Origin of the sequence: Aneurinibacillus migulanus (assembly GCF_001274715.1) — a bacterium.
Classification (GTDB): domain Bacteria; phylum Bacillota; class Bacilli; order Aneurinibacillales; family Aneurinibacillaceae; genus Aneurinibacillus; species Aneurinibacillus migulanus.
The window spans coordinates 2,888,748-2,910,216 of record NZ_LGUG01000004.1; the positions used below are offsets into that span (position 1 = coordinate 2,888,748).

The window sequence follows — 21,469 nt, forward strand, 5'->3', positions numbered from 1 at the left end:
TGAGGATTTGATTCGAAGTTGTACTGAATGAAATTCCTCCCTTACCGGATTCTTTTACTTATGAAATTGAAAGTAAAATAAAGGAAAAAGAATTAACGGACTTGGAAAACCGGAGAAAAAAGAAAGGGTTACATATTATGAAAAAACTAACTATTGCTGCAGCAGGACTAACAGCGGCCGTTTCTTTAGGGATTTTTGTTTCTCCAACATTTGCAAGCTATGTAAACAGCTTGTTTAACGATAAAGGCATAAAAACTGCTGCTGAGAATGGCTTTACACAGAAGTTAGATATGAAAGCAATGGATAAAGGCATCACCATTGAAGTAAAGGAAATCCTTGCTGATCCCTTGCAAATTGCACTCATCATCGATGCCAAAGATAAGGAGGGAAAAAAACTAACTGTTGATGATTTACAAGAGATAGAATGCTTTCTTACCGACAAATCAGAAAACAAAAAGTTTGAAAGAACAGATTATCCAGCTACCGGATGGTCATTTGGACCACATGACGATTATATTATAATTACGCGGGAAATGAATGACCTTTTTAATGAACAAAATCCAATGCCTGACGATATGTTCGTTCACCTCAACTTCCATAAGATTGGTAATACTGAGGGGAAATGGCAATTTAAAATCCCGGTAGATATGAAGAAAGCAAGCGCAGCTACCAAGTTAATTTCCATTAATAAAGAATACACATCCTTGCAAGGGCTATCTTTTAATTTTAAAAATATCGAATTTCTCCCTAGTGCAACCCGCATAACACTCGAAACAAAGCAAACAAAAGAATGGAAGGAAAAAACACAAAAAATCTCCAAAGAAAGAGGGTTTCGTGATGATTTGAATAATTTGAAGGAAGGTGACGATTTTACGCCTTTCTATGCTGCCCATGCTTTAAAAAGTACCGGTTTTGCCTACCAGCTTCTTGATGAGCAGGGTAATGTTATTGTCGCTCGTGATAATGTGTTAAGACAAATAGGCATTCAGAAAAATGAAAATCCGATTAGTGGTTTAGGCGCAAAAGAATTACCTGATGGCAGTACGAAACATTTTGATTTGTTTCTCCCAATTAAGGACAAAAAACTGCTTACACTTAAACTATACGCTATCTACACGAACGAAGTGACGGACTTCCAAGCTAGGCTAAATTTAGCAAACCTTAGCAAGAATCCCGTCACCCAGAAGGATACCTTTGGAAATACATTCACCTTTAAGGATTTCACATTAAGAGAAAGGGACGAGTATAGACAAGGTAATCGTAAAGACATAATTAAAGTTAAAGATGGAGTGATTAAATTTGAGGCAACATTAGCCAAGGATATCGTAGATACCGATGTCTGGTCGGCAAAGGATGACACAGGAAAAGGATATCGTGCATATCCAGACTATCCGGGTTATTGGGATGATAATAAAACGGTAATTACGAAGGATGAAAATGGTCTTGTGCATTTGAGTGGAGAGATTTATATCAACAAGATAGGGCATCAGCCGAAGGAACTTACTTTGAGCTATCATATTGTAAAAAAACAGCACCGAGATGTTGACTGGAAAGTGGATATCCCTTTAGGTAAATAAAGGAGAATTGCCCCTGTTTTTTCTATATAGAGGTCTCGTCATATCGCTATGAGGCTAAATTTTTTAAATATTCACAAAACGATAAAAACATGGTTGTTTACCTTGTTTTAGAGAAAGGATCGCAAAACCAATCTTACGCTACGATTTAAACAACTACGGATATCATGCGCAAACGGGCAAAAAAGTGGATGAAAAAGAGCTTGCTTCTGTGCAATCAAAAAAGAGTCAGAGATTCCGTCCTGGGTCGACAATGGTATATGGATCAGCAAGCTCTAGCACCGCTTCTTGTATATGCATGGGATCACTTAAACGAGTTTGGTTATGTGGATGCTCTGACAGGTGAATATATCAAGCAACCTATTGACCAGGAAGACGAATAAAGCAGTCAAGCCCCGCTATTTATACGGACAGCGGGGCTTCACCACATCGCGGATTTAAAACGCTAAGTAAGCGCGGACAGAAAAAATCCTGTTTTTACCACATTAAGGGGGTGTAAACGGCTTTCCTCGCCTTCTTTCTGATCAATCAAAGTAAGAGAATGGCTTCCCATAGGAGATCTGCTTTGGAAAACGGATCACCAAAGAATTATATTCCTTTGTACTGAATAAATAGGCTTCATGCCAGGCACCTTCACCACTCATCCCCTTGATATCAAGAGCTATCTCGATTCGCTGTTGCACCTCCATTTTATTCCTCCAAAAGATTCGTTATTCTTTTATTCGATGTTGATGGTCAAAAATCCTTTATAAAGTGTTTCCACAGCATCGACGAGAACGAGGCAGGCCGTGATAGGAGCGGAACGGAATATAAAGAAAGAGAGGCTACAAGTCACTGTAAAACTATCTTTAAGTCAAGCTATTTAAGCTTCAGGTTCATATTATTTCATATGGTGACTACAAATTAAATCGTGTCCCTGTTTAAGTTGGGCACTAGGCTGCAAAAAATATATCATATTTAAGCACTCTTAGATAAGGGTGCTTTTTCTTTTGGGAGGAAAAATACGTTAGTAAATGCAAACGGGATGCAGACACATACATAAGAAAGGAATGAGGACTATGTAACCTGTTAAATCGCACAGGATATTTGTCTCCAAAGGAGTTTAGAGAAGCTCTATCTTTAAAAGCGGCATAATGGTCTGGACTTTAAGGGTTTATTAAGCTATGTTATATGATTGGCGATAAATTTTCACTAAGTCAAGTTGAACTTAAAACTGATCTAAAATGATTTAATAAAAAGGAGATTAGTGATGTTGCCACTTAAAGAGGAGGTGATATAAGTGTCAAAGCAATTGATTGGTAAACTTCTTATTATTTTAGGTTTTGTACTCATGATGGTAAAGGTTGTATTTTTCCCGTCCTATGAGTTCAGCTATATCTTTACTTTGATTTCACTTGGACTCTGCTTCATTGGTTCTATACTTATTCCTAATTACTCTACAAAAAAGGACAAAAAATAAGAATCTAAATAGAAAAGTCATTATAAATGTAGATCAAATCACACTTATATATTTTTTAATAACTTAACGATAATATTTACGGAAATAGCATTTTAACAAGACGATAATTCGTTTTTATCGAGAGGTGTTTTAGTGAATTAGAAACAATTAGAACAAGAAGTAAAGAGGGAGGGTAGCTATGTCAACACTTGAAAAGGCCATTATCATAGCAACAAAAGCGCATGAGGGTGTAATCGATAAAGGTGGAAATCCTTATATACTACACCCACTGAGAGTAATGATCAAACAAACAAGCGAAGAATGTAGAATTGTTGCAGTACTACATGATGTTGTTGAAGATACAGATATATCTTTAACCGATTTAAGAAATGAGGGTTTTAGTGAAGATATAATTCTGGCAGTTGATGCATTAACAAGAAGAAGCAATGAATCCTATATGGAATTCATTAGCCGCTGCAAACAGGATGCTATGGCTCGTCTAGTTAAATTAGCAGACATTGAGGATAATAGTGACATGAGCAGAATTAAGAATCCAACACAAAGAGATTATGACCGGTTGCAAAAGTACAAAAAGGCGAAAGATGAACTGTTAAGTTAAAAGGTTCATTATAGATAAGTCAATTTTAGTTATGCAGTCCAGAAGTCTCTAGATATGAAAGTACTTCTCAAAAACAACAATGTAGATAATCCGGTTCTTGTTTAGCTGTAATAATGAAAGTACTAAACACAATATAAAAGAACTCTTGCTGTCCTTATTTGTATTTCAAATGACCGTAGTTTGCGTCTATCAAAATTCAATGTGTGGTTTCTTTGTTCAACGAAATAGGTTAATGAAAGATAAATAACTGTAAAGGATGGGAGAATTGAAGAAGAAACTTTGGATTTCTGTTCTAATTTTAGCAATAACTATTGGTGGTTTTTATTCCTTTGTGAAAGTTAATCCACCATTGGGTATTGGTACACTTGCTTCAAGCGAAGATAAAAAATCAGTTGTTGTTGGAATTGGTAATAAGGGCTTTCGTGAAGTGAAAATAGTAGATGTTTCAGTTAATAACAATGAAAAACCATCAAAAACAAAAGCACAGGTTAGTAATGCTTTACAAGGTTTCATCATAACTGATGATTATAATAATAAGGAATCAATAAAATATGGATTTAAGAATATAGAGGATGTAACTATTAAGGTAGGCACATTTTCTTCTTCTTACTTTAAAAAATTAGATGATGGTACTGCTACTAAAAACGATAAAATTTATGGGATTAGTGTTATTCATAATGAAGCAATAAATAGGGTTAATATAAAATATAGCTATCTTGGGATTTCGTTTAATGAGACTGTGTTCTTGAACTAAAGCGTAAAGGGGGCGTTAGTTTACAAAAATGGGGGAACCCTGATTGATGGAGGGTCCCTAAATATTTATGCAATTATTAATATTAAAATTTAACAAAGCCTTATAAAAGGGATGAAAACCAGTCTAATTAGGCTGGTTTTTTTACATATCTCTGGTTGTTAGCTGCCATTAGACGCTCATTAAACTGGTTATTTGCTAAAAAACGTATTACCAATTAACAGAAATACAAAGGATTTCGATATTACTTAAATTCTTTGTTCTCTAATATAATCACCTTTGCATTTGTCGATTTTCCTACTTGTTTCGTGTGCTCAACCAATCGAATAATATCGTTACAGCATTGTTTGGCACCAAAAACTAATAAAGGTACACCAATGAAATCGATTTTTAATCCTCTAGAAAGGAATCCTCCAATTGTCATAGCAAACGGTACAGTTGGTGATGTGTTAGAAAAAATTATTTTTTCATGAACTTTATATTTATCTTGTAATAATAAACTTAAGTTTTTTAAAGCTGGAACAACAAGTTTGGAGGATTTTCGACCAATTGTATAGACGGAATTTCCATCCATATCTGTCCCTTGAAAAATAATCTTTCCCATGTCAGAACTGGTCAACTTATTGAAATAGTTAACATTCAAGATTTCTTCTTTAGTCAGCTTTCGATCAGTCGGCAATTTTTTTAAATGATATGCTGCTGCTAGGGCAGTGGTATGGGTTCCACCATAATCATTATATATATAAATCACAGTATCATCCTTTATGATTTATCTATTTATATTTATTATTGTCATTTATACGAGATCCTATCCAGAAAATCTCCATCTACCCTTAGAGACAGCATTTTTCTTTACATAGAGAATGTTATCAAATCAGATGTATATAGCGTTTTTATGTATGAGCTAATCTCTAATCGACTCTAATGGTATCGAATTGGATTTTGGCACACGTCTTGCTTTTACTTGACCTTCTTAATGCACTTGTAGGGCCCGATAGTTGAAACAATCATTTATTCCATAATATCAATCTTATATCTTGACCATTTTTTACCCCTTATGATAAGAAAGTAATAGAGGTGAAATCATGTTTGCACTAATGACCAGAGTAATTATTCTCTCAGATATTCTCAATTTAGGTTTGCCGGTAGGCCAAGAAGCTTATATTATTGCACATAATCGTAGAGTTGATGTAGCCTATCAATATCTTATCCGTATTCCGGCAATCCAGAAGGAGTTTTGGGTGGTAGAGAATGACATCAAGCCTTTAACTGAAGCAGATACGGTGAAGGATTATTCCTGCGAAGTTGAAGAAGTGCTCATTGATGTGGCATTACAAACGAAACAATTTAATATCATTAAACGGTTGAAAGACGATAATAAGGCTGATCGTTAGTGTCAGCCTTATTTTTATATTTCTTTGCTGACATGGAGATTTAAAATTAGAAACGGGAAATTTACCAAGCCCAAAAATAAAAGTGATACGAAGTCGAAGTCGAGAGACAAAAAGGATACAAACAAGGGCATATTTCAATACAAGAATTCTTATATAGGCGGTAATAGTGCAGTTGGGAACATTCTAAATAGACTACTAAGTGATGATCAATTAAAACAATTTTCACTTGAATATCGTGAAACATCCAGCAGCTATTAGCAGAATAACAAATTTCATTGAAAAAGCCCTTCGGAGCTTATTTTGAAGGACTAACGTTTCCTAATTTTAACACATTAATTTATGCAACAACTTTTATCCAATAAATTGTGCCAATTGCTTATTAAATTTATCATGCTCTTCCCACATTAATCCGTGACCACTGTATTCGAACGGCACAAGCATAGAATTTTTAATCCCTTTGTTCTGTGCTACAGCAAGTGGAAATAGACACACTTTGTCATGAACACCATGAAAAATTAAAGTGGGAACGTTTATTTTTCCTAGATCAGAAAACAAGCTTTCATCTCTAAGCGAGGCTAGAACCGCCGCCGTGGACCAACCTGCCGCCTGTAAGCCCAACTGAAAGAACCAATCTGAGAAAGGCCCAGTTACATGCTGGAAGAAAAACATGTCACCAAATCCCTCCAACATTTTTGGTCGATCATTATACGTTTCCTGAATGAGTTTATTTACATCCTGCTTAGGTAATCCATATGGAAAATCAGGACGTTGAGTTAGGCTAGGAGCTGCCGCGCCGAATAAAGCAAGCTTGGATACCCCATATCCTTTATGACGAGCCATGTATCGAACGGAGATCGCTCCTCCTACAGAGTGTCCCGCGAGTGTGAAATTTTGTAATTCAAGCGTGTCTACCACAGCTCGCACATCGTCTGCCAATCGATCGTACGAGTAGTCTCTCCAAGGCTTATCTGATTTACCGAACCCTCTGATATCCACTCCGATACACCGATACCCCATTGCGGGAAGTATATTAAACTGATATTCAAACAATTTATGATTTGCTGGCCAACCATGTATAAATAAGATTGGTTTTCGGCCTCCTCGGTTAACATCTTCTACATAAATTTTTACATCTGGTTCTACTCGAACATAGTATCCCACATGGATTCCCCCAATTAGTAAATCTCGTCAGAAATACGTTATTCATTTGAGCTTAAATGGGTGAATACCCCATCTATTTTTTAAACTATATAAGTTATGGTTAATATTTTGACATGGTAGCGTGGTTGGAAGTAGGAGAGATGGAGAAAGAAGAGGGTGGATATGCCCTGCGCCCCGGCAGAAAAAAGGCGGACGTGTCTTTTTCCGACCGCTCCCGCCCACCGCCCTTTCTTTTTTTCTTACCTCTCACCACAAGAATTTGTCGATTTATCAAATCAGGTGTATATATACTCACCTTTTATTTTGAGTCGTTAGAAAAAGAAGTGTTTTCTCATGTATATAAATCCAAATGATCTTGACAATAAGCTATCGAGTAAGTTATATTTTGATTAACTTTATCTAAGGAGAGATTTTGATGTCGGCGGTAGTTCTTAACTAAGAAATTCCATACAGAGGTTTTTGGTAAACCATTCAAAATTTTGCTGGTTCAGCAATGTTTATTTGTGATGGTTAATTAATGACCTTGGAATTAGTTAAGAACAACGGATATCATACAATGCCTTAGGTGTATACCTATCATTGCGCCCACATCCGTGCTGAGTTCAGCGCGGATTTTTATTTTATTGGGCACTTTTTTAGGTATCAACAAAAGGGCGGAGAATGACTATCGTTCATTCTTCGCCCTTTTTATTTTTTTATAAGGGAGCGATCAATCATGAATGAAAAAACGTTACGGAGATTGGAATACGACAAAATTAAAGAGACGCTTAAAGGATATGCCATTTCGTACATGGGAAAAAAACATGTTGAACACATGATCCCTATGACATCTGGGAAAATTTTGCGAAAAAAACTAGACGAAACGGCTGAAGCCAAATCATTGCTTCAGTATGGCGCAAGTGTTCCCATTCCTTCGTTGGAAGGAATCGAAAATATTCTAACGCTTTTGGGAACGGGCTATGTGTTTAGCGAAAAAGACTTTTCTCATATTCATCAATTCCTGACTAGCTGCGCGCAATTAATGAAATACATGGCAGCCAAATCTGATGTCGCACCTCGTGTCAGCACATACGCGGCATCTATGTATACCATGAATAAATTGAAGTCGGAAATTGAGCAGAGTATCCACCATGGGCAAGTCATTGATACAGCAAGTAAGGATTTAATGAAGGTACGTAAACGTATTTCTGTTATGGAAGAACGCCTGAAAAGCAAGCTAGATTCTTTGATAAGCAAATATCGTTCTATCCTGCAAGAGAATGTAATCAGCACACGGAATGGACGCTACGTTATCCCTATCAAAAAAGAATATCGAAAGCAAGTAACGGGGAGGGTGCTGGATGAATCGGCAAGCGGTCAAACGGTATACATGGAACCAAATGAAATCAGTAACCTTCAATTTGAGATTACAGCACTAAAAGCGGAGGAAGAACAAGAAGTAACGAAAGTACTGATTCGATTATCAGCCCTAGCAGAAGAGTCTGCTCATGAGCTTCAGGTGAATGTAGAGACGGTGGGTACCTACGATTTTCTCTTTGCAAAAGCAAAATATGCGCTGGCAATCGCTGCTTCCAATGTAGAAATAAATGAGGAAGGGATCATCGAGCTCCACGAAGCTAAGCATCCTTTACTTGGCAAACAAATGATTCCTTTGAATTTCCAAATAGGATACAAGTATAAATCCCTCATTATCACGGGGCCAAACACAGGAGGAAAGACACTCACGTTAAAAACCGTCGGCCTATTAACTGCCATGGTACAGTCGGGTTTGCTGGTACCGGTGCAGGAAGGAAGCAAGTTTTCTATTTTTAGCAATATAGCCGTGGATATCGGCGATGGGCAAAGTATTGAACATGCTCTTAGCACATTTTCTGCTCATGTTCATAATGTCATTGACATTTTGAAAATCACTGACCGTTCAACACTAGTGCTAATCGATGAAATGGCTTCCGGTACGGATCCAGGGGAAGGCGTTGGCTTGTCTGTTGCCATTCTCGAAGAACTGCACAGGAGAAAGGCAACTGTAGTAGTGACTACACATTTCAATGAGATCAAAAATTTTGCCGCTGTCACACCTGGTTTTGAAAATGCTCGTATGGAATTCGATACTGAAACACTTCAACCTTTGTATCGCCTACGAATAGGAGAAGCGGGTCAGAGTTACGCTTTCTCGATTGCCCTAAAATTAGGTATTCCATCTGAGATTATTCAACGGTCTCGCGAAATTACCACGAGCGGTTTTTCTCCTGATATTCTGCAGAAAAATTGTACGAATGAAACAAGTGAGAGCAATAGTAAGAACGTAAGCGCACAATCAGAATCACAGCTAAATGAGGACAAAGAAGTTCATGAAGAACCATCCGACAATAGAAGAGCGTCTTCTGAGACTGTAAAAGCTTTTGAACTAGGGGATTGTGTATACGTTTCTTATTTAGGAAGAACCGGTATTGTTTTTCAAAAGGAGGACTCAAAAGGCAATGTCGGAGTAATGATTCAAAAACAGAAATACAAAATCAATAAAAAGAGACTTGTCTTACAAATTGAAAGCAAGGATTTGTATCCGGAAGATTACGATTTGGATATTGTTTTTGAAACAAAGGAGAACCGGAAAAAGCGAAAATTGATGAATCGTAAGTATGTAGAAGGCCTTTCTATTGATACAAAACGGGAGGAGTGAAAACGCAATGTACACGAAATGGGCATGGATGATCGCATAGAGCAATTTTTTGCGAAAAGCGGATATTGTACATTAGTGATGATGACCTCTTGAATGTTTCACTGGAATTTCTCTTACAAAGGACGAAGCATATTAGTCATGTATAATATGCTTCATCCTTTATTACATGAAAAATTAAAGTGTAGGGAAGTGTAATTTTAGTCGATGAGAGTGAAAACGAACTCTTCCACGTCTTTACCACGTGCGTTGGAAAACCCGCTATCTTCGCCTGAGACTGTGAATCTTAATAGAGCTTTTTTAGATCCATCCTAACGACTTTAAGTTCTTTTTCCTGTATAATTTCTTGGAAGAAGTTCTTCAGAACGTTTGTTATTTCGGAAATATATTTATATAAATGTGTATTACAGAGCAGAAAAAATAATAAGTGAGTAAAAGGAGTGCTTCTCAGAATCTCGAATAGAGCACTTACCATTATGTCTAAGAAAATGTGCGTATGTACACCCCAATTGCTTAATTATTCAGCGATGGTCTTCCCACTTTTTATTTGCCATAGCCATGGATTTCTTTACTCCTCTTAATCCACCCGTACGACCGATTTTTATATGGATGACTTTGCAAGTTCAACTGGACTTGATTTTAATTTAAATTGGCTTTCCACCTCCTTTTCATTAATGTCTAAGTTAATGATTTATAAAAAAAACCACCATCTTGCATTAATTTACTAAATATTAATAAATATTTAATTAATGAAAATATTGCTAATAGAATTTCTTCGTGGTAAATTAGTTATAAAAAACGAAGTGTATCCTTCATTTTTGAATGAAAAGTAAGTTTAAACTTCCTTATTCTATTGTAGGAGGAAATCAAGTTACCGTGACTGCTCAGAGGATTGATGACATGTTTTATATGGAGTAAATGTTGTGAAATTCTTTATCAAAAATGTATAAGGGGAAGTTAAAATGGAAAAGAAAATCGATAGCCTGCATGAAAGGGCCTTTGTCATTGACGCTCATTTTGATCTTTTGATGGATGTAGAGATTCAGCGCGCAAAAGGCCGGAGAAAAGTCATTGAAACGGATTATCTGCCTGGCTTCAAAATGGGTGGGATAAATCTTATCGTTGCATCCATTTTTATTGAAAGTGAGTTTCTGCCAGAAATGGGGCTGCGCAAAGCGTTGGCCCAAATTCATTCATTGTATGAAGAAATCGATGAATCACCTCATCATATTATGATTTGCAAAACGTATGAAGATATATGGAAGGCAAAGCAAGAGAATAAAATTGGATTTCTTCTATCATTTGAGGGAATCGAACCTATTGGCCATGATATAAGACTACTAAGGATTTTTTATGAATTAGGTGTCAGGATTGTAGGACTTGTATGGAGCCGGCGAAACTATGCTGCGGACGGAAGTCACTTTACACCTGTTCGTGAAGGGACAAAAGGCGGCTTGACCGCTTTTGGAATCGAGGTTATTGAGGAAGCGGAAAAGCTTGGAATGTTCATTGATGTTAGCCACTTAAATGATGAGGGTGTAGCCGATGTATTAAAAACGGTCAAAAAGCCGGTGATTGCCTCCCATTCTAATGCACGAGCCTTAATGCCGATAATGAGAAACATTAGCGATGAACAAATGCAACAAATTGCTGCAACAGGCGGCGTTATCGGGATTAATGCCGCAAGCATTCTTGTCGCCGAAAGTGATGAAAAATCTAACCTAGAGCATTTAATCAATCATCTGGATCATATGGTTAAAGTAGTTGGAGTTAACCATGTTGGAATCGGCTTGGATCTATGCGACATGGTCATGAAATATGTCTCGCCTGATAATTTCGGAAAATTTGAACGAATTCCGTTTGATGTTGTCAAAGGTCATGAAAGCTTCAAGGAGATTACACAAGAGTTAATTAAACGCGGATACAAGGATGAAGAAATTGAAGGCATATTAGGTAATAACTTCTTACGTGTATATAAGGAGGCTTTTAAGTGAACGCATTCATAACAAGTGAAGCGGCCATCCTGGCGTTGTTAACTTCGGTTGTTGCCCTATCCTTTTACATTTTGCGCTTTAAATGGGCAGTATGGATTGGACCGGCTTTAGCCTCCGTTGTCATTGGGATTGCATTATCAAATCTTAACATTTTGCCTCACTCCCATAAGGTTTACGAAGTATTCATGACCTACGCAATCCCGCTATCATTGACGATGATGCTACTAAGCGTCAATCTAAGAGAATGGATACAGCTTGCCAAAAAACCATTGCTTGCGATGGGGTTTGCCGTTGGAAGTGTAGCTGTTGTCACAATCGTTGTAAGTATCTTTTTAGCAGCGAAAATTCCGGAAGGTTGGAAAATTGCTGGCATGTTAATCGGGACATATACGGGAGGAAGCTCGAACTTAACGGCAATTGGTACAGGATTAAATGCAACTCCGACAACGTTTGGCAGTGTAAACGCGGCTGATTACGTTGTCGGTATTCCGTCTTTATTATTCTTTTTTGCCTTACCATCAATTGTTGCAAGATCAAAATGGTTCCAAAGGTGGTGGCCGTACTCATTACAGGAGGCAATGGACGGAAAGGAAGAAAGGCAGGAACTTTTCGCTAAAAAGAAATGGTCGATCACTGATATTGCTCTTCTTTTTGCTATTGCATTTATTGTAACAAGCTTTTCAACTTACTTATCAGGCTTCTTCCCAGAGCTATATTCGAGTGCGATGCGAATTATTTTTGTAACCACATTTGCGATTATTTTAGCCCAGTATAAGCCGGTTCGTAAACTGAAAGGAAGTGTAGATTTAGGTGTTTTTATTGCATTATTTTTCCTCGTCATTATCGGACTCAGTATTGATATTAAAGCTTTTGCAAACTCTGCGCCGCTAATCACTGTTTTTTGTTTTTTTGTAATATTCGGTTCTTTTCTGTTGCATGTCTTGTTATGTCGTATGTTTAAAATTGAATATCAATATGTGCTCATTTCTGTTGTTGCCTCCATTGCCGATGGTACGACTTCCGCGATGGTTGCCGGATCGGCCAAATGGCATTCGGTTATCGGGACGGCGATCATTTTAGGTTCAATCGGGTCTGTATTAGGAAACTATATAGGACTTGGAACTGCTTATTTGATTAAAGCTATTATCGGCGCATAAAGCAGAGCAAAGCAATCTATACACTTGTCCACTAAAGCAATGAGTAAGCTTGAAGTATGGTGGTAGAAACTTGCGAACAATTAAAAATAATGTGAGGGGTTTTGGAGGATGCTATCAGACCAAAATATGTTTTCATACTATAAGTCTGGAATTCTTTCAGCAAAATTATTTCTGGAAGCCGATTATGTTTATGTTCAAGAAAAAGATGTATTTACTTCAGAATGGAAAAATATTGAACATGCTACAGAGCATAACTTACTTATCCCACTTGAAGATGTACTGAAGGTTTGGCAAGAGTCCAAACAGGTTTCATGGGAGCAGAAGAAAGTCAATCTTCCATCAGGTTACTGTTTCCATTTAATGAAGGATTCGTTCGTTAATAACGACAATTATAAGAAGTTTGTTATGCCTGAGCGTAAACAGCCGATAGACGTTGTGATTCATCATAATGAAATTATTGCATTTTTATACCATGCCCGCGAAGATAGCGTTATTTTAGTTAAAGAGGGATATGAATTTTTTACTCCTCTGATACTGTGGGAAGATGTATCTAAACCTGACTATCTTGTTCAGCACTGCGGTACACATTACGTTAAAATGAGAGATGGAGTCAAGCTCGCAACAGAAGTGTGGCTTCCCAAGGAGCTGTCTTACGAAACGCCGCTGCCCGCAATTTTGCTCAGAACTCCTTACGGAAGAATGATGCACGGTTTAAATAAGCTCCGGTTTGTACAAAGAGGGTTTGCCCTTATTTCGCAGGATATCCGCGGTCGTGAGGAATCAGAAGGCGAATGGATGCCGATGATTCATGAAATAGAGGACGGCGATGATACATTAAATTGGATTGCCTCCCAGCCTTGGTCTAACGGCAAAATCGGCATGATCGGCGGTTCATATGGTGGATTTGTTCAATGGGCGGCAGCCGCAAGTGGAAATCCCCATTTAAAGGCGCTCGTCAGTTTGGTGACGGCCGGCAGTCCTTTTGGAGATGTGCCGCGAAAGGGCGGGACGATATTATCTGGAACGCTGGCATGGACTTTCATGATGGTGGAACGAAAAATGAATCCGAAGGCAATGGAGCGTGATGATTGGGATGAGGTTTTAAAAATCAGACCGCTAAAGGACATCCCGCTCAAGGTACTTGGAAAAGAGGTTTACTTTTGGAATGAGTGGATGAAACACTTTGACAACGATGAGTTTTGGAAAAAAGCAAACTGGTCCCTTTGTGGCGACAAGATCGATGTTCCATCTCTAATCATCTCTGGATGGTATGATGATAACGGGGGCGGCACAACAGAAGCATGGGACATGATGAACCGCTATAACCGGAAACATCAGCGATTAATACTTGGCCCATGGCATCACAGTGCCAATTCCACCCGTCAGATTCACAACGTTCAATTTGGCGAAAATGCGATTCGATATGACTTAGATGTTCTTTTTCAAAAATGGTTTGACCGTTTTTTAAAAGACTGTGAAAATGGAGTGGAAAAAGAATCGCGTGTTCAATATTACATGATTGGCGAAAATAAATGGAGAACTGCTGAACAATTCCCACCTGAATACGTGGTATATAAAAAATTCTACTTACATAGTAACGGGAATGCGAATACAAGCAGCGGCGATGGTTTCCTAAATGAGGAGAAGCAAGGTAATGAACCGGTAGACAAATATGCTTTTAACCCGGAAGATCCTACTCCATACTTGATTGATATATCTGAAAATGAATGCAGTGTCCCGGAAAATTATCGGGAAGTGGAAAAACGCGAAGATGTATTAGTATATGAAACAATGCCTCTTGAAAAGGATGTTGAAATTGCCGGTGACATTTATGCAGTCATTTATGCGGCAAGCTCTGCTAAAGACACAGACTGGGTCGTAAGATTGACGGATGTAGATGAAAAAGGAAACTCGATTCGTCTATCAGACGGTATTATCCGTGCCCGTTATCGCAACACTTTTGAAAAATCAGAGCTGCTTGAGCCAGGAAAAGTTGAAAAATATGAAATTAAAATGACTAAAATCGCCAACTACTTTAAAATAGGCCACCGCATTCGTATATCGATTACATCTGGAGCCAAAAACCTAGCTTTTCCTAACCAAAATACAGGAAATGATCCAGCAGTTGATTCAGAATTTGTGATTGCAGAGCAAACAATTTATCATAGTTTGGAGTATCCAAGTTGTGTAAGGCTGCCGGTTATTCAGAGATAAGCTTTGGATTTTGAAAGAGAAATTTACTTACTATATACATCTGATTTGATACATCGACAAATTCTTGTGGTGAGAGGGAAGAAAAGAAGGAAGGGCGGTGGGCGGGTCGGAAAAAGACACGCTGGTCTCTCTTCTGTCGGATCGCAGGGCGCATCCACCCTCTTCTTTTTTCCGAATCTCCTCCTTCCAACCACACTCCCCTGTCAAACTATCAAGTGTAATTTATATAGATAAGTTGTTTCCTGTATTCTTACATGAATCTTCTTGACATCCCAGGGAAGACTTCTGGACAATCCTTCGGTAGCCTGCTTGGTGGACAACAATGACAGGGTGGACAGCAGTTACAGGGCTTACAGCAATGAGAGGGCGGACAACAGTTGCAGGATGGACTGCAATGAGAAGGCGGACAGCAGTTGCAGGGTGGATTGCAATGAGAAGGTGGACAACAGTTATGGGGCTTACAGTGATGACAAGATTTTACCACTGGCATTGCTCCTTTCTAAAAGTGTTTTATACTATTCCATACTATGAAAGTATACTGACAGTTGCTATAAACGGATTACTATCTTGGAAGTATATTATATCAAGGGTGTTGATTATCCAGTACGATCCAGAGTGGATAGCCACCACACCGTGCCCCAAACGGGCGTCGGTTCGTCTCCCGCACGGAAGCGTAGAGGGCCGCTTTTTGCCCTGGCCAGGCGGGACCGCAAAACATCTGGGCAGACACGAAGAGGGAGACAGTTGCTGTCCTTTCTTCTGCCGGATCGCAGGGCGCATCCACCTTCCTACCACACTTCCCTGTTAAACTATCAAGTGTAATTTATATAGACGTTCGTTAGGAATTAATTAATTTGTACTTTTTGAAAGGAGAGAGGGCTTTTGAGAACGGTTAAACTAGCTCGTGCTATAGACAATGAGGAATCCAGACAACTAGCAGAATGGCTAGAAAAATACATATTCCCAAATGACTTTCTTGAGGATAAATACTTCGAGTCCTATACTGTTTTGTACTCAGCTGATTTAAAGCGTTATTTTACGTTGTTTCAATCAATTGTCCATAACCCAAAACCAGCTACCTTCTCCCCGGAAGATGTAAATGATGCCTTATTAAAAGCCTGTAACATACTTAACGTCAATGAAGGCTGTAGATATTTTAATGTAAACGTACACGATAATATTGCAAGGACGATAGATAGTATTGGCAAATACAGCTTAAAGAGACACGATACTCCTGCTTTGTTTCCATTGTATTATTTGTTAACTGAGAATAGAGCCAAAGAGGGTGGCACTAGTTATACAGGTCTAATCGGTAAGAATAAAGATTGGATGATAACGATTGAATTTGAGAATGAAATTGTTTTTAAAGTACATGGCTCTAAAAAGTTTTGTGATGTAGTAAAACAATTCTTATTAGAACACGGATAATGTTTGATCAAAAATATTGTTTTAAGCCCAATTTTCAACGAAATACAAAAAGCTGTTTTGCAAAAAAGATTAATTAAAAATTGCGCTAATACAAATTTATCATCTTGCATAATCGATATAGGTAAAAAAGTCCATGCAATTGTTCTTGATTACGTTTACTCAAATTTTTCTGAATGTCATAAACAATATTTTTCGATTTTTGAAGATCTCGTACACTTAAGTTTTTAATTGCTTTTTTTAATTTAATAACCTCATGTGAATAAACAGCATTTTGAGTTGTTTTCATCAACAAAATTTTGATTATTTGAAACCTGTCAAACAAGCGATAGTTATTATCTTCCTCTCTTTTCGAAATGATTAAGCCTTCCTTTTCCCAATATCGGAGAGTTGACGTAGGAACTTGTGTTTCAATTGATGCTTCTCCAATTGTTATACATTTTTCCGTCTTGGTCTGTTCATCAACCATATTTTCTAGGTATTTGATTGCCTTTTCAATTATAATGCTGTTTTCGTAATTAGCTACTTGAGCTCTATTTATTATCCAGAGAGCAGAGTCGAGTTGTTTTAGTTGTAGCTTTTTTAGAACGGCTGATGTTATCTCCATCCCAAATCCCGGAGACATGGCTACAATACATTCAAAATATGCTACATGTTCCTCCGTATACACGCGGTAACCGGTGGATAACCGTTCAGTAGGAGGAACAATTCCTCTTGCTTCGTAACTCCTTAAAGAACTTGTGCTAATCCTTAACTTCCTCGCAATATCTATAGGTCTTATTTTTTTCATTCATTCTCCTCTGTATTTATTTTCTATTGCCTTATTATAAAGTTTATCAAATATAAACCTATAGATTCAGCTCTTATTTTGAGAAACTTTAGAATTGGCTTTAATGTTGTAAGATTGGTTTGTAAGATAAAAAATTACGGAGGGGTTCATATGTCAACGTTAAATATTAAGCCTGAGATGTCGATTGAAGAATTAGGAAGAGTAGTATCTAGCTATATAAAAGACCATTGGGAAGAAGTCCTAGCAGAAAACGTTGAGGAACTCAAAAAACTCTTTCCTGAATATGAAGACGCAACATATGGCATGTATTTAGATAAACTAATTCCGCCGATTTGGGGGGAGCTTGAAAAAAACGGGTTTCAATCTGCGGAAGAAACCAAAGAAGATGACTTCGTTATTGCTAGTTGCTTACACTTTAGAAACTCAATTGAAAAAGCCGAATGGGGGACACCGGATCATGAAATGCGTGTTTTTTGGATTGTTATTGAGAACCAGCAGAAAAATCTGATCGGTACTTTTCTTTTTGAATTATCTCATTCGCATGTTCAGTTTAATCTTCCAGCACCTCCAAGGCTCATTACATTCGAAGGTACCGAACGAAAAGAAATTACCGCACAAGTTCTTCAGCTAAAAGAAAACGTATAATCATTTAGAGTGAAAGATAGGTCAGTTACGTTTATTATAAAAGTCATGAAAGGAAGTTGTTATCTATGGAATCAAATAAGCAACACGGACCGAATCCTAGAAATAAATATCCAATTGAAGGAAATCGTACGGTGCAATTCATTAGTAATACAATTACTAGACCAAACATTATTGTTAGTGGCCTGGAATAAAAATAGGAGACGGTGCGATTGTAGCTGCCAAATCGGTTATTACCAAAGATGTGGACCCTTATACTATTGTCGGAGGAAATCCTGCAACGAAAATTAAAGCACGTTTTTCAGATGAAATAATTAACGAATTACTAGAAATTAAATGGTGGGATTTAGATATTGATATCACTTCTGCTCATATTGATGTAATAGTAAGCGGGGATATAGAGAATCTAAGGAATTTAAAAGATATGAAAAAGTAGCTAATGGGCAGCTTTAGTTTAATAAAAAACAAAAAGGCGATTTTTCTCTTAGCGTAAACTGTAACCCGAATAATGGACCGTTTGAAAAAAGTCCATCGTTCGGGTTTTTGTATGGGGACACTATAGAATCTCTCTTATTCACATCCAGTTAATCAAGGAATTCGGGGAGCTTAGGAGCAAATGGATAAAATGAGGAGCTTGAGGTATGTTATAACTATAATTTCCTATTTAAGCAAGGTGGATATCACGATGAACTACATTGTAATGGATACAGAACTAAATGGACGTGTATGGAAAAGTACGAATCCAATGGAGATTATATCTATTGGTGCAGTAAAAATAAAGGAAGAGCATATAAAGGATAAAGAGTATAAGCATAAACTCTTTTATGAGTATGTTAAACCGATTTATGCTTATACTGATTACGCAAGAAAATTTACCGGAATACCACGGCAAACGATTGAAAAAGCGGAGTCATTTGTAACGGTTATAGAAAAATTTAAACGTTGGATTGGTAATGAGGAATATGTATTTATCGGATGGAGTGATTCAGACAAGCTTGTTTTGATACGTGATTGCAAATTACATAAGATTGATGATGATTGGGTAGACAGTTATATTGATTTGCAGGCCTACATAAAAAGATACATTCCCGAGTCAAACAATCAACAGATTTCTTTGCAGAATGCGGTTGAAATGTTTGGCTTAGAGTGGATAGGCAAAGCACATGATGCTTTAGATGACGCAATAAATACAGCAGAAATATTTATGTTTTTATGCAAAGATAAATCTGGAGATATCGTGCAGGAATTCATGAAAGGCAGCACATGTAAGTTCTACAGAAAGTGTAAAGTATGCGGCAAATTTTATCGTTCAAAATCGAATCGGTTAAACCGAGCACAAAGGTGTAACCAGTGTTACAAAGCAGCTCAGACAAGTAAGTAGTTTTACGGGGGGAAGAGTTAAATAAGGATTTTTTTAATAATTATGAAATAAATATTGCGATTTATCTTTAATAAGGTAATAATATTTTCATAGAATAAAATAATTACAGAATAGGAGGAATTGCATGAAAACTAAGTTCGCTTTCTTTATTCTGGCGGCAACTGCGTTAGGCGCTTTATTCGGCTACTTCTTTCCCGAGACAGGCGTAGCCATCAAACCATTGGGCGATGCATTCATCAGGTTAATCAAGATGGTTGTAATTCCTGTCATTGTAACTACATTGCTTGTCGGCATTACGGGTGTTGGAGATATTAAGCGTATGGGGCGTATTGGCGTTAAAACCATCCTTTGGTTCGAGATTATAACAACACTTATCCTTTTTATCGGACTGGCAGTGGGCAATGTTCTAAAACCTGGAAACGGTACTGATCTCAGTAGCCTTCCACAGTCCGATATTTCTGCTATTGCGGCTAATACGTCTGTCGTTATGGATGGGAAAACTCTTCTACTTAACATTATTCCGATAAATATTATCGATGCGCTTGCCAAAAGTGATCTGCTGGCCGTTATTTTCTTTTGCGTTATGTTCGGGATTGCGCTGGTAAGTATTCAGCAAGAGGCTAAGCCGGTCATTCATTTTTTGGAAGCGGCTTCCAAAGCTTCTTTTCGTCTTGTTAACATGGTAATGACAGTTGCACCAATCGGTGTCTTCTCATTGATGGCAGCGACAATCGGAAAGTATGGCATCGGTGTACTGCTACCGTTAATTAAATTAGTTGGTGCCGCTTATTTTGGACTTGCCTTGATTCTATTCGTTCTCTTCCCCTTAGTCGCAGTATTCTTAAAGGTACGTATAACTGAAGCCTATAAGCTGGTCTGGGATTTAATGATTGTCGGAGCCGCTACAGGCAGTACAGAAACCGTTGTACCACAATTAATGCAACGACTTGAGAAGTTTGGTGTACCCAAATATATCACTTCTTTTGTTATCCCTGCGGGCATGCCCCTGAATTCTGATGGAACAACGTTATACTTAACTGTCGCAGGGCTATTTATTGCCCAGGCTTTTGGCGTGGAAATGAGCTGGTCGCAGCAACTCATCATGGTGCTGTTTTTTATTGTAACAAGTAAAGGGATTGCGGCGGTTCCTTCCTCTTCCATGGTTGTTCTTTTGGCAACAGCCACGGCGGTAGGTCTCCCGTCTGAAGGGGTCGCGCTCATTCTCGGGATTGACCGAATTATAGATATGGCCCGTACTGCCGTAAATGTTGTTGGACACGTTTTCTCTTGCATTGCAGTAGCAAAATGGGAGGGTGTTTTCAAAACCGGTACGGATATTGGACAAGAATATAGCTCAGGCAATGAGCGACCACTGCCTGACTCTGCAGCCACATAAATTATTTTATCCTGAGAGTGAGGGTGTTGATTATTTAGTATCAACACCCTTATATTTTACACCAATAGAAAAAGCATGGAGTTAGCCTTGCTTTCTTTAAAAACATAAAATAAACCTGCCGTTTAGCAGGTGATTTGCAGTACATCAAGAATAATTTTCTCTCCCTCTATGAATTAAAGTTTTTCTTATGAATACTCATGTATTCTTACAATATCTTGATTTTTATAAACGAAGCTTCAGTTAGACATTTGAAACTTTTTAAAATATTGGAAGTAGGGGATGTAGGCCATCAAAGACCTACGGCCTTTTTTGAAAAATATGGTTGCACATTGGATCTCCACAGGACTCATGGTGGTGTACCCTCCCATGTCTCTCAGGATCATATGTCCCTACTTTCCTTCGTTCAACCTGTCCATGAGGTGGAGGCCAGAGATGCTCCTATTCAGGGTCTGTGCCCGCATGGAAAAAATAATTCCGGCTTCTCCGTGCTTCGTTTTTGATCAAGATATCAAGTGCGAATGTTCTTCAAAAAATAAGCAACTGTACGGTTTATGCGGCAAGAGATTGGTTCTGTCCACATAAAGGGGTGTCTTTTATCATCTTGTTCATATTAAAATCGATTTGTTTACGAGCTAGCACAAACATAATGCGGAGGAGGCGACAGCACAAGGCGATTAACGATTGCTGTTTACGGAGTGGATTCTCCTGTCGAGTTGTATAGTACGTGTGTAGCGCCTTAAATGCTGGATTTTTGGCAACTAAGGGTCGAATCGCTTTGTAGAGAAGAGCGCGAAGCCGTGGTCTTCCTCGTTTCGTGATACGTGTTTTTCCTCGATGCTTGCCTGAACGATTTTCTTTA

General features: G+C 38.0%; 23 protein-coding genes and 1 pseudogene. 18 read left to right on the top strand and 6 right to left on the bottom strand.

Translation table 11 applies throughout. From position 1 onward, the window contains the following. Positions 1 to 137 precede the first annotated feature (137 nt). Entirely contained in the window at positions 138 to 1,577 is a 1,440-nt protein-coding gene (locus AF333_RS15760) for a DUF4179 domain-containing protein (RefSeq protein ID WP_053432707.1), read from the top strand. A gap of 164 nt (positions 1,578 to 1,741) precedes the next feature. Then, a complete protein-coding gene (locus AF333_RS35435) occupies positions 1,742 to 1,957 on the top strand; it encodes a hypothetical protein (RefSeq protein WP_235496502.1) in 216 nt (71 codons plus the stop codon). A 141-nt stretch (positions 1,958 to 2,098) separates the two neighbouring features. Here AF333_RS35435 and AF333_RS33715 read toward each other — a convergent pair whose 3' ends face one another. Further along, entirely contained in the window at positions 2,099 to 2,263 is a 165-nt protein-coding gene (locus tag AF333_RS33715) for a hypothetical protein (RefSeq protein ID WP_158502427.1), read from the bottom strand. Between the two features lie 590 nt (positions 2,264 to 2,853). On the opposite strand from AF333_RS33715, the gene AF333_RS15770 reads away from it, so the two are divergent. From AF333_RS15770 to AF333_RS15780, 3 genes are all read left to right on the top strand, one after another. Further along, entirely contained in the window at positions 2,854 to 3,033 is a 180-nt protein-coding gene (locus AF333_RS15770) for a hypothetical protein (protein ID WP_043066354.1), read from the top strand. A gap of 178 nt (positions 3,034 to 3,211) precedes the next feature. After that, on the top strand, positions 3,212 to 3,631 hold the full coding sequence (locus AF333_RS15775) for an HD domain-containing protein (RefSeq protein ID WP_043066353.1): 420 nt from the start codon (positions 3,212 to 3,214) through the stop codon (positions 3,629 to 3,631). Positions 3,632 to 3,887: 256 nt separating this feature from the next. Further along, positions 3,888 to 4,385, top strand: coding sequence for a hypothetical protein (locus AF333_RS15780; protein ID WP_043066352.1), 498 nt, complete (start codon positions 3,888 to 3,890; stop codon positions 4,383 to 4,385). A 241-nt stretch (positions 4,386 to 4,626) separates the two neighbouring features. Here AF333_RS15780 and AF333_RS15785 read toward each other — a convergent pair whose 3' ends face one another. Beyond that, entirely contained in the window at positions 4,627 to 5,133 is a 507-nt protein-coding gene (locus AF333_RS15785) for a DUF3189 family protein (RefSeq protein ID WP_043066351.1), read from the bottom strand. 334 nt (positions 5,134 to 5,467) lie between these two features. Here AF333_RS15785 and AF333_RS15790 point away from each other — a divergent pair, with 334 nt between their 5' ends. Both AF333_RS15790 and AF333_RS31890 read left to right on the top strand, forming a co-directional pair. Further along, positions 5,468 to 5,776, top strand: a complete 309-nt coding sequence (locus AF333_RS15790; RefSeq protein WP_052812103.1) for a hypothetical protein — start codon at positions 5,468 to 5,470, stop codon at positions 5,774 to 5,776. 24 nt (positions 5,777 to 5,800) lie between these two features. Then, a complete protein-coding gene (locus AF333_RS31890; RefSeq protein ID WP_074715537.1) occupies positions 5,801 to 6,034 on the top strand; it encodes a DUF4825 domain-containing protein in 234 nt (77 codons plus the stop codon). Positions 6,035 to 6,127: 93 nt separating this feature from the next. Here the strand turns inward: AF333_RS31890 and AF333_RS15795 are convergent, their stop codons facing one another. Together AF333_RS15795 and AF333_RS35440 are read right to left on the bottom strand one after the other, a co-directional pair. Further along, positions 6,128 to 6,937 carry an alpha/beta fold hydrolase gene (locus tag AF333_RS15795; protein ID WP_043066350.1) on the bottom strand — a complete coding sequence of 270 codons (810 nt, stop codon included), beginning with the start codon at positions 6,935 to 6,937 and terminating at the stop codon, positions 6,128 to 6,130. Positions 6,938 to 7,037: 100 nt separating this feature from the next. After that, complete coding sequence (locus tag AF333_RS35440) at positions 7,038 to 7,211, bottom strand: hypothetical protein (protein ID WP_235496503.1); 174 nt, start codon at positions 7,209 to 7,211, stop codon at positions 7,038 to 7,040. 441 nt (positions 7,212 to 7,652) lie between these two features. On the opposite strand from AF333_RS35440, the gene AF333_RS15800 reads away from it, so the two are divergent. From AF333_RS15800 to AF333_RS15830, 7 genes are all read left to right on the top strand, one after another. Further along, positions 7,653 to 9,614, top strand: a complete 1,962-nt coding sequence (locus AF333_RS15800; RefSeq protein WP_043066349.1) for an endonuclease MutS2 — start codon at positions 7,653 to 7,655, stop codon at positions 9,612 to 9,614. A gap of 959 nt (positions 9,615 to 10,573) precedes the next feature. Beyond that, positions 10,574 to 11,605 (top strand): dipeptidase, encoded by a 1,032-nt coding sequence (locus tag AF333_RS15805; protein ID WP_043066348.1) that lies wholly within the window; start codon positions 10,574 to 10,576, stop codon positions 11,603 to 11,605. Further along, positions 11,602 to 12,762: a DUF819 family protein gene (locus tag AF333_RS15810; RefSeq protein ID WP_043066347.1), complete on the top strand. Its 1,161-nt coding sequence runs from the start codon at positions 11,602 to 11,604 to the stop codon at positions 12,760 to 12,762. Before AF333_RS15805 ends, AF333_RS15810 begins: the two co-directional genes overlap by 4 nt. A 108-nt stretch (positions 12,763 to 12,870) precedes the next feature. After that, complete coding sequence (locus tag AF333_RS15815) at positions 12,871 to 14,976, top strand: CocE/NonD family hydrolase (RefSeq protein ID WP_043066346.1); 2,106 nt, start codon at positions 12,871 to 12,873, stop codon at positions 14,974 to 14,976. Between the two features lie 45 nt (positions 14,977 to 15,021). After that, positions 15,022 to 15,210, top strand: coding sequence for a hypothetical protein (locus tag AF333_RS35445; RefSeq protein ID WP_235496505.1), 189 nt, complete (start codon positions 15,022 to 15,024; stop codon positions 15,208 to 15,210). An 88-nt stretch (positions 15,211 to 15,298) separates the two neighbouring features. Continuing rightward, positions 15,299 to 15,784: a hypothetical protein gene (locus AF333_RS15825; RefSeq protein WP_043066345.1), complete on the top strand. Its 486-nt coding sequence runs from the start codon at positions 15,299 to 15,301 to the stop codon at positions 15,782 to 15,784. 74 nt (positions 15,785 to 15,858) lie between these two features. Then, entirely contained in the window at positions 15,859 to 16,404 is a 546-nt protein-coding gene (locus AF333_RS15830; protein ID WP_043066344.1) for a hypothetical protein, read from the top strand. 85 nt (positions 16,405 to 16,489) lie between these two features. Here AF333_RS15830 and AF333_RS15835 read toward each other — a convergent pair whose 3' ends face one another. Continuing rightward, on the bottom strand, positions 16,490 to 17,191 hold the full coding sequence (locus tag AF333_RS15835) for a MerR family DNA-binding transcriptional regulator (protein WP_052812102.1): 702 nt from the start codon (positions 17,189 to 17,191) through the stop codon (positions 16,490 to 16,492). A 150-nt stretch (positions 17,192 to 17,341) separates the two neighbouring features. Here AF333_RS15835 and AF333_RS15840 point away from each other — a divergent pair, with 150 nt between their 5' ends. The 4 genes and pseudogenes from AF333_RS15840 to AF333_RS15855 all read left to right on the top strand — a co-directional run bounded on the left by AF333_RS15840 (position 17,342) and on the right by AF333_RS15855 (position 20,610). Continuing rightward, positions 17,342 to 17,836 (top strand): DUF6022 family protein, encoded by a 495-nt coding sequence (locus AF333_RS15840; RefSeq protein ID WP_043066343.1) that lies wholly within the window; start codon positions 17,342 to 17,344, stop codon positions 17,834 to 17,836. 181 nt (positions 17,837 to 18,017) lie between these two features. After that, positions 18,018 to 18,269 (top strand): annotated as a pseudogene (locus AF333_RS31895) (acetyltransferase); the annotation flags it as partial. A gap of 249 nt (positions 18,270 to 18,518) precedes the next feature. Further along, positions 18,519 to 19,214, top strand: coding sequence for an exonuclease domain-containing protein (locus tag AF333_RS15850; protein WP_043066341.1), 696 nt, complete (start codon positions 18,519 to 18,521; stop codon positions 19,212 to 19,214). 124 nt (positions 19,215 to 19,338) lie between these two features. Next, complete coding sequence (locus tag AF333_RS15855) at positions 19,339 to 20,610, top strand: dicarboxylate/amino acid:cation symporter (RefSeq protein WP_043066340.1); 1,272 nt, start codon at positions 19,339 to 19,341, stop codon at positions 20,608 to 20,610. 549 nt (positions 20,611 to 21,159) lie between these two features. On the opposite strand, the gene AF333_RS35450 is transcribed toward AF333_RS15855, so the two are convergent. After that, positions 21,160 to 21,469, bottom strand: a 310-nt coding sequence (locus AF333_RS35450; RefSeq protein WP_152968241.1) for a transposase, incomplete at its 5' end; no start/stop codon positions are given.

Coding starts and splice junctions, on each gene's coding strand:
- AF333_RS15780 (WP_043066352.1), top strand. CDS start 3,888: ATGGGAGAATTGAAGAAGAAACTTTGGATTTCTGTTCTAATTTTAGCA.
- AF333_RS15835 (WP_052812102.1), bottom strand. CDS start 17,191: ATGAAAAAAATAAGACCTATAGATATTGCGAGGAAGTTAAGGATTAGC.
- AF333_RS15840 (WP_043066343.1), top strand. CDS start 17,342: ATGTCAACGTTAAATATTAAGCCTGAGATGTCGATTGAAGAATTAGGA.
- AF333_RS35435 (WP_235496502.1), top strand. CDS start 1,742: ATGCGCAAACGGGCAAAAAAGTGGATGAAAAAGAGCTTGCTTCTGTGC.
- AF333_RS15850 (WP_043066341.1), top strand. CDS start 18,519: ATGAACTACATTGTAATGGATACAGAACTAAATGGACGTGTATGGAAA.
- AF333_RS15775 (WP_043066353.1), top strand. CDS start 3,212: ATGTCAACACTTGAAAAGGCCATTATCATAGCAACAAAAGCGCATGAG.
- AF333_RS33715 (WP_158502427.1), bottom strand. CDS start 2,263: ATGGAGGTGCAACAGCGAATCGAGATAGCTCTTGATATCAAGGGGATG.
- AF333_RS15855 (WP_043066340.1), top strand. CDS start 19,339: ATGAAAACTAAGTTCGCTTTCTTTATTCTGGCGGCAACTGCGTTAGGC.
- AF333_RS15790 (WP_052812103.1), top strand. CDS start 5,468: ATGTTTGCACTAATGACCAGAGTAATTATTCTCTCAGATATTCTCAAT.
- AF333_RS15815 (WP_043066346.1), top strand. CDS start 12,871: ATGCTATCAGACCAAAATATGTTTTCATACTATAAGTCTGGAATTCTT.
- AF333_RS15800 (WP_043066349.1), top strand. CDS start 7,653: ATGAATGAAAAAACGTTACGGAGATTGGAATACGACAAAATTAAAGAG.
- AF333_RS15825 (WP_043066345.1), top strand. CDS start 15,299: ATGACAGGGTGGACAGCAGTTACAGGGCTTACAGCAATGAGAGGGCGG.
- AF333_RS15760 (WP_053432707.1), top strand. CDS start 138: ATGAAAAAACTAACTATTGCTGCAGCAGGACTAACAGCGGCCGTTTCT.
- AF333_RS15805 (WP_043066348.1), top strand. CDS start 10,574: ATGGAAAAGAAAATCGATAGCCTGCATGAAAGGGCCTTTGTCATTGAC.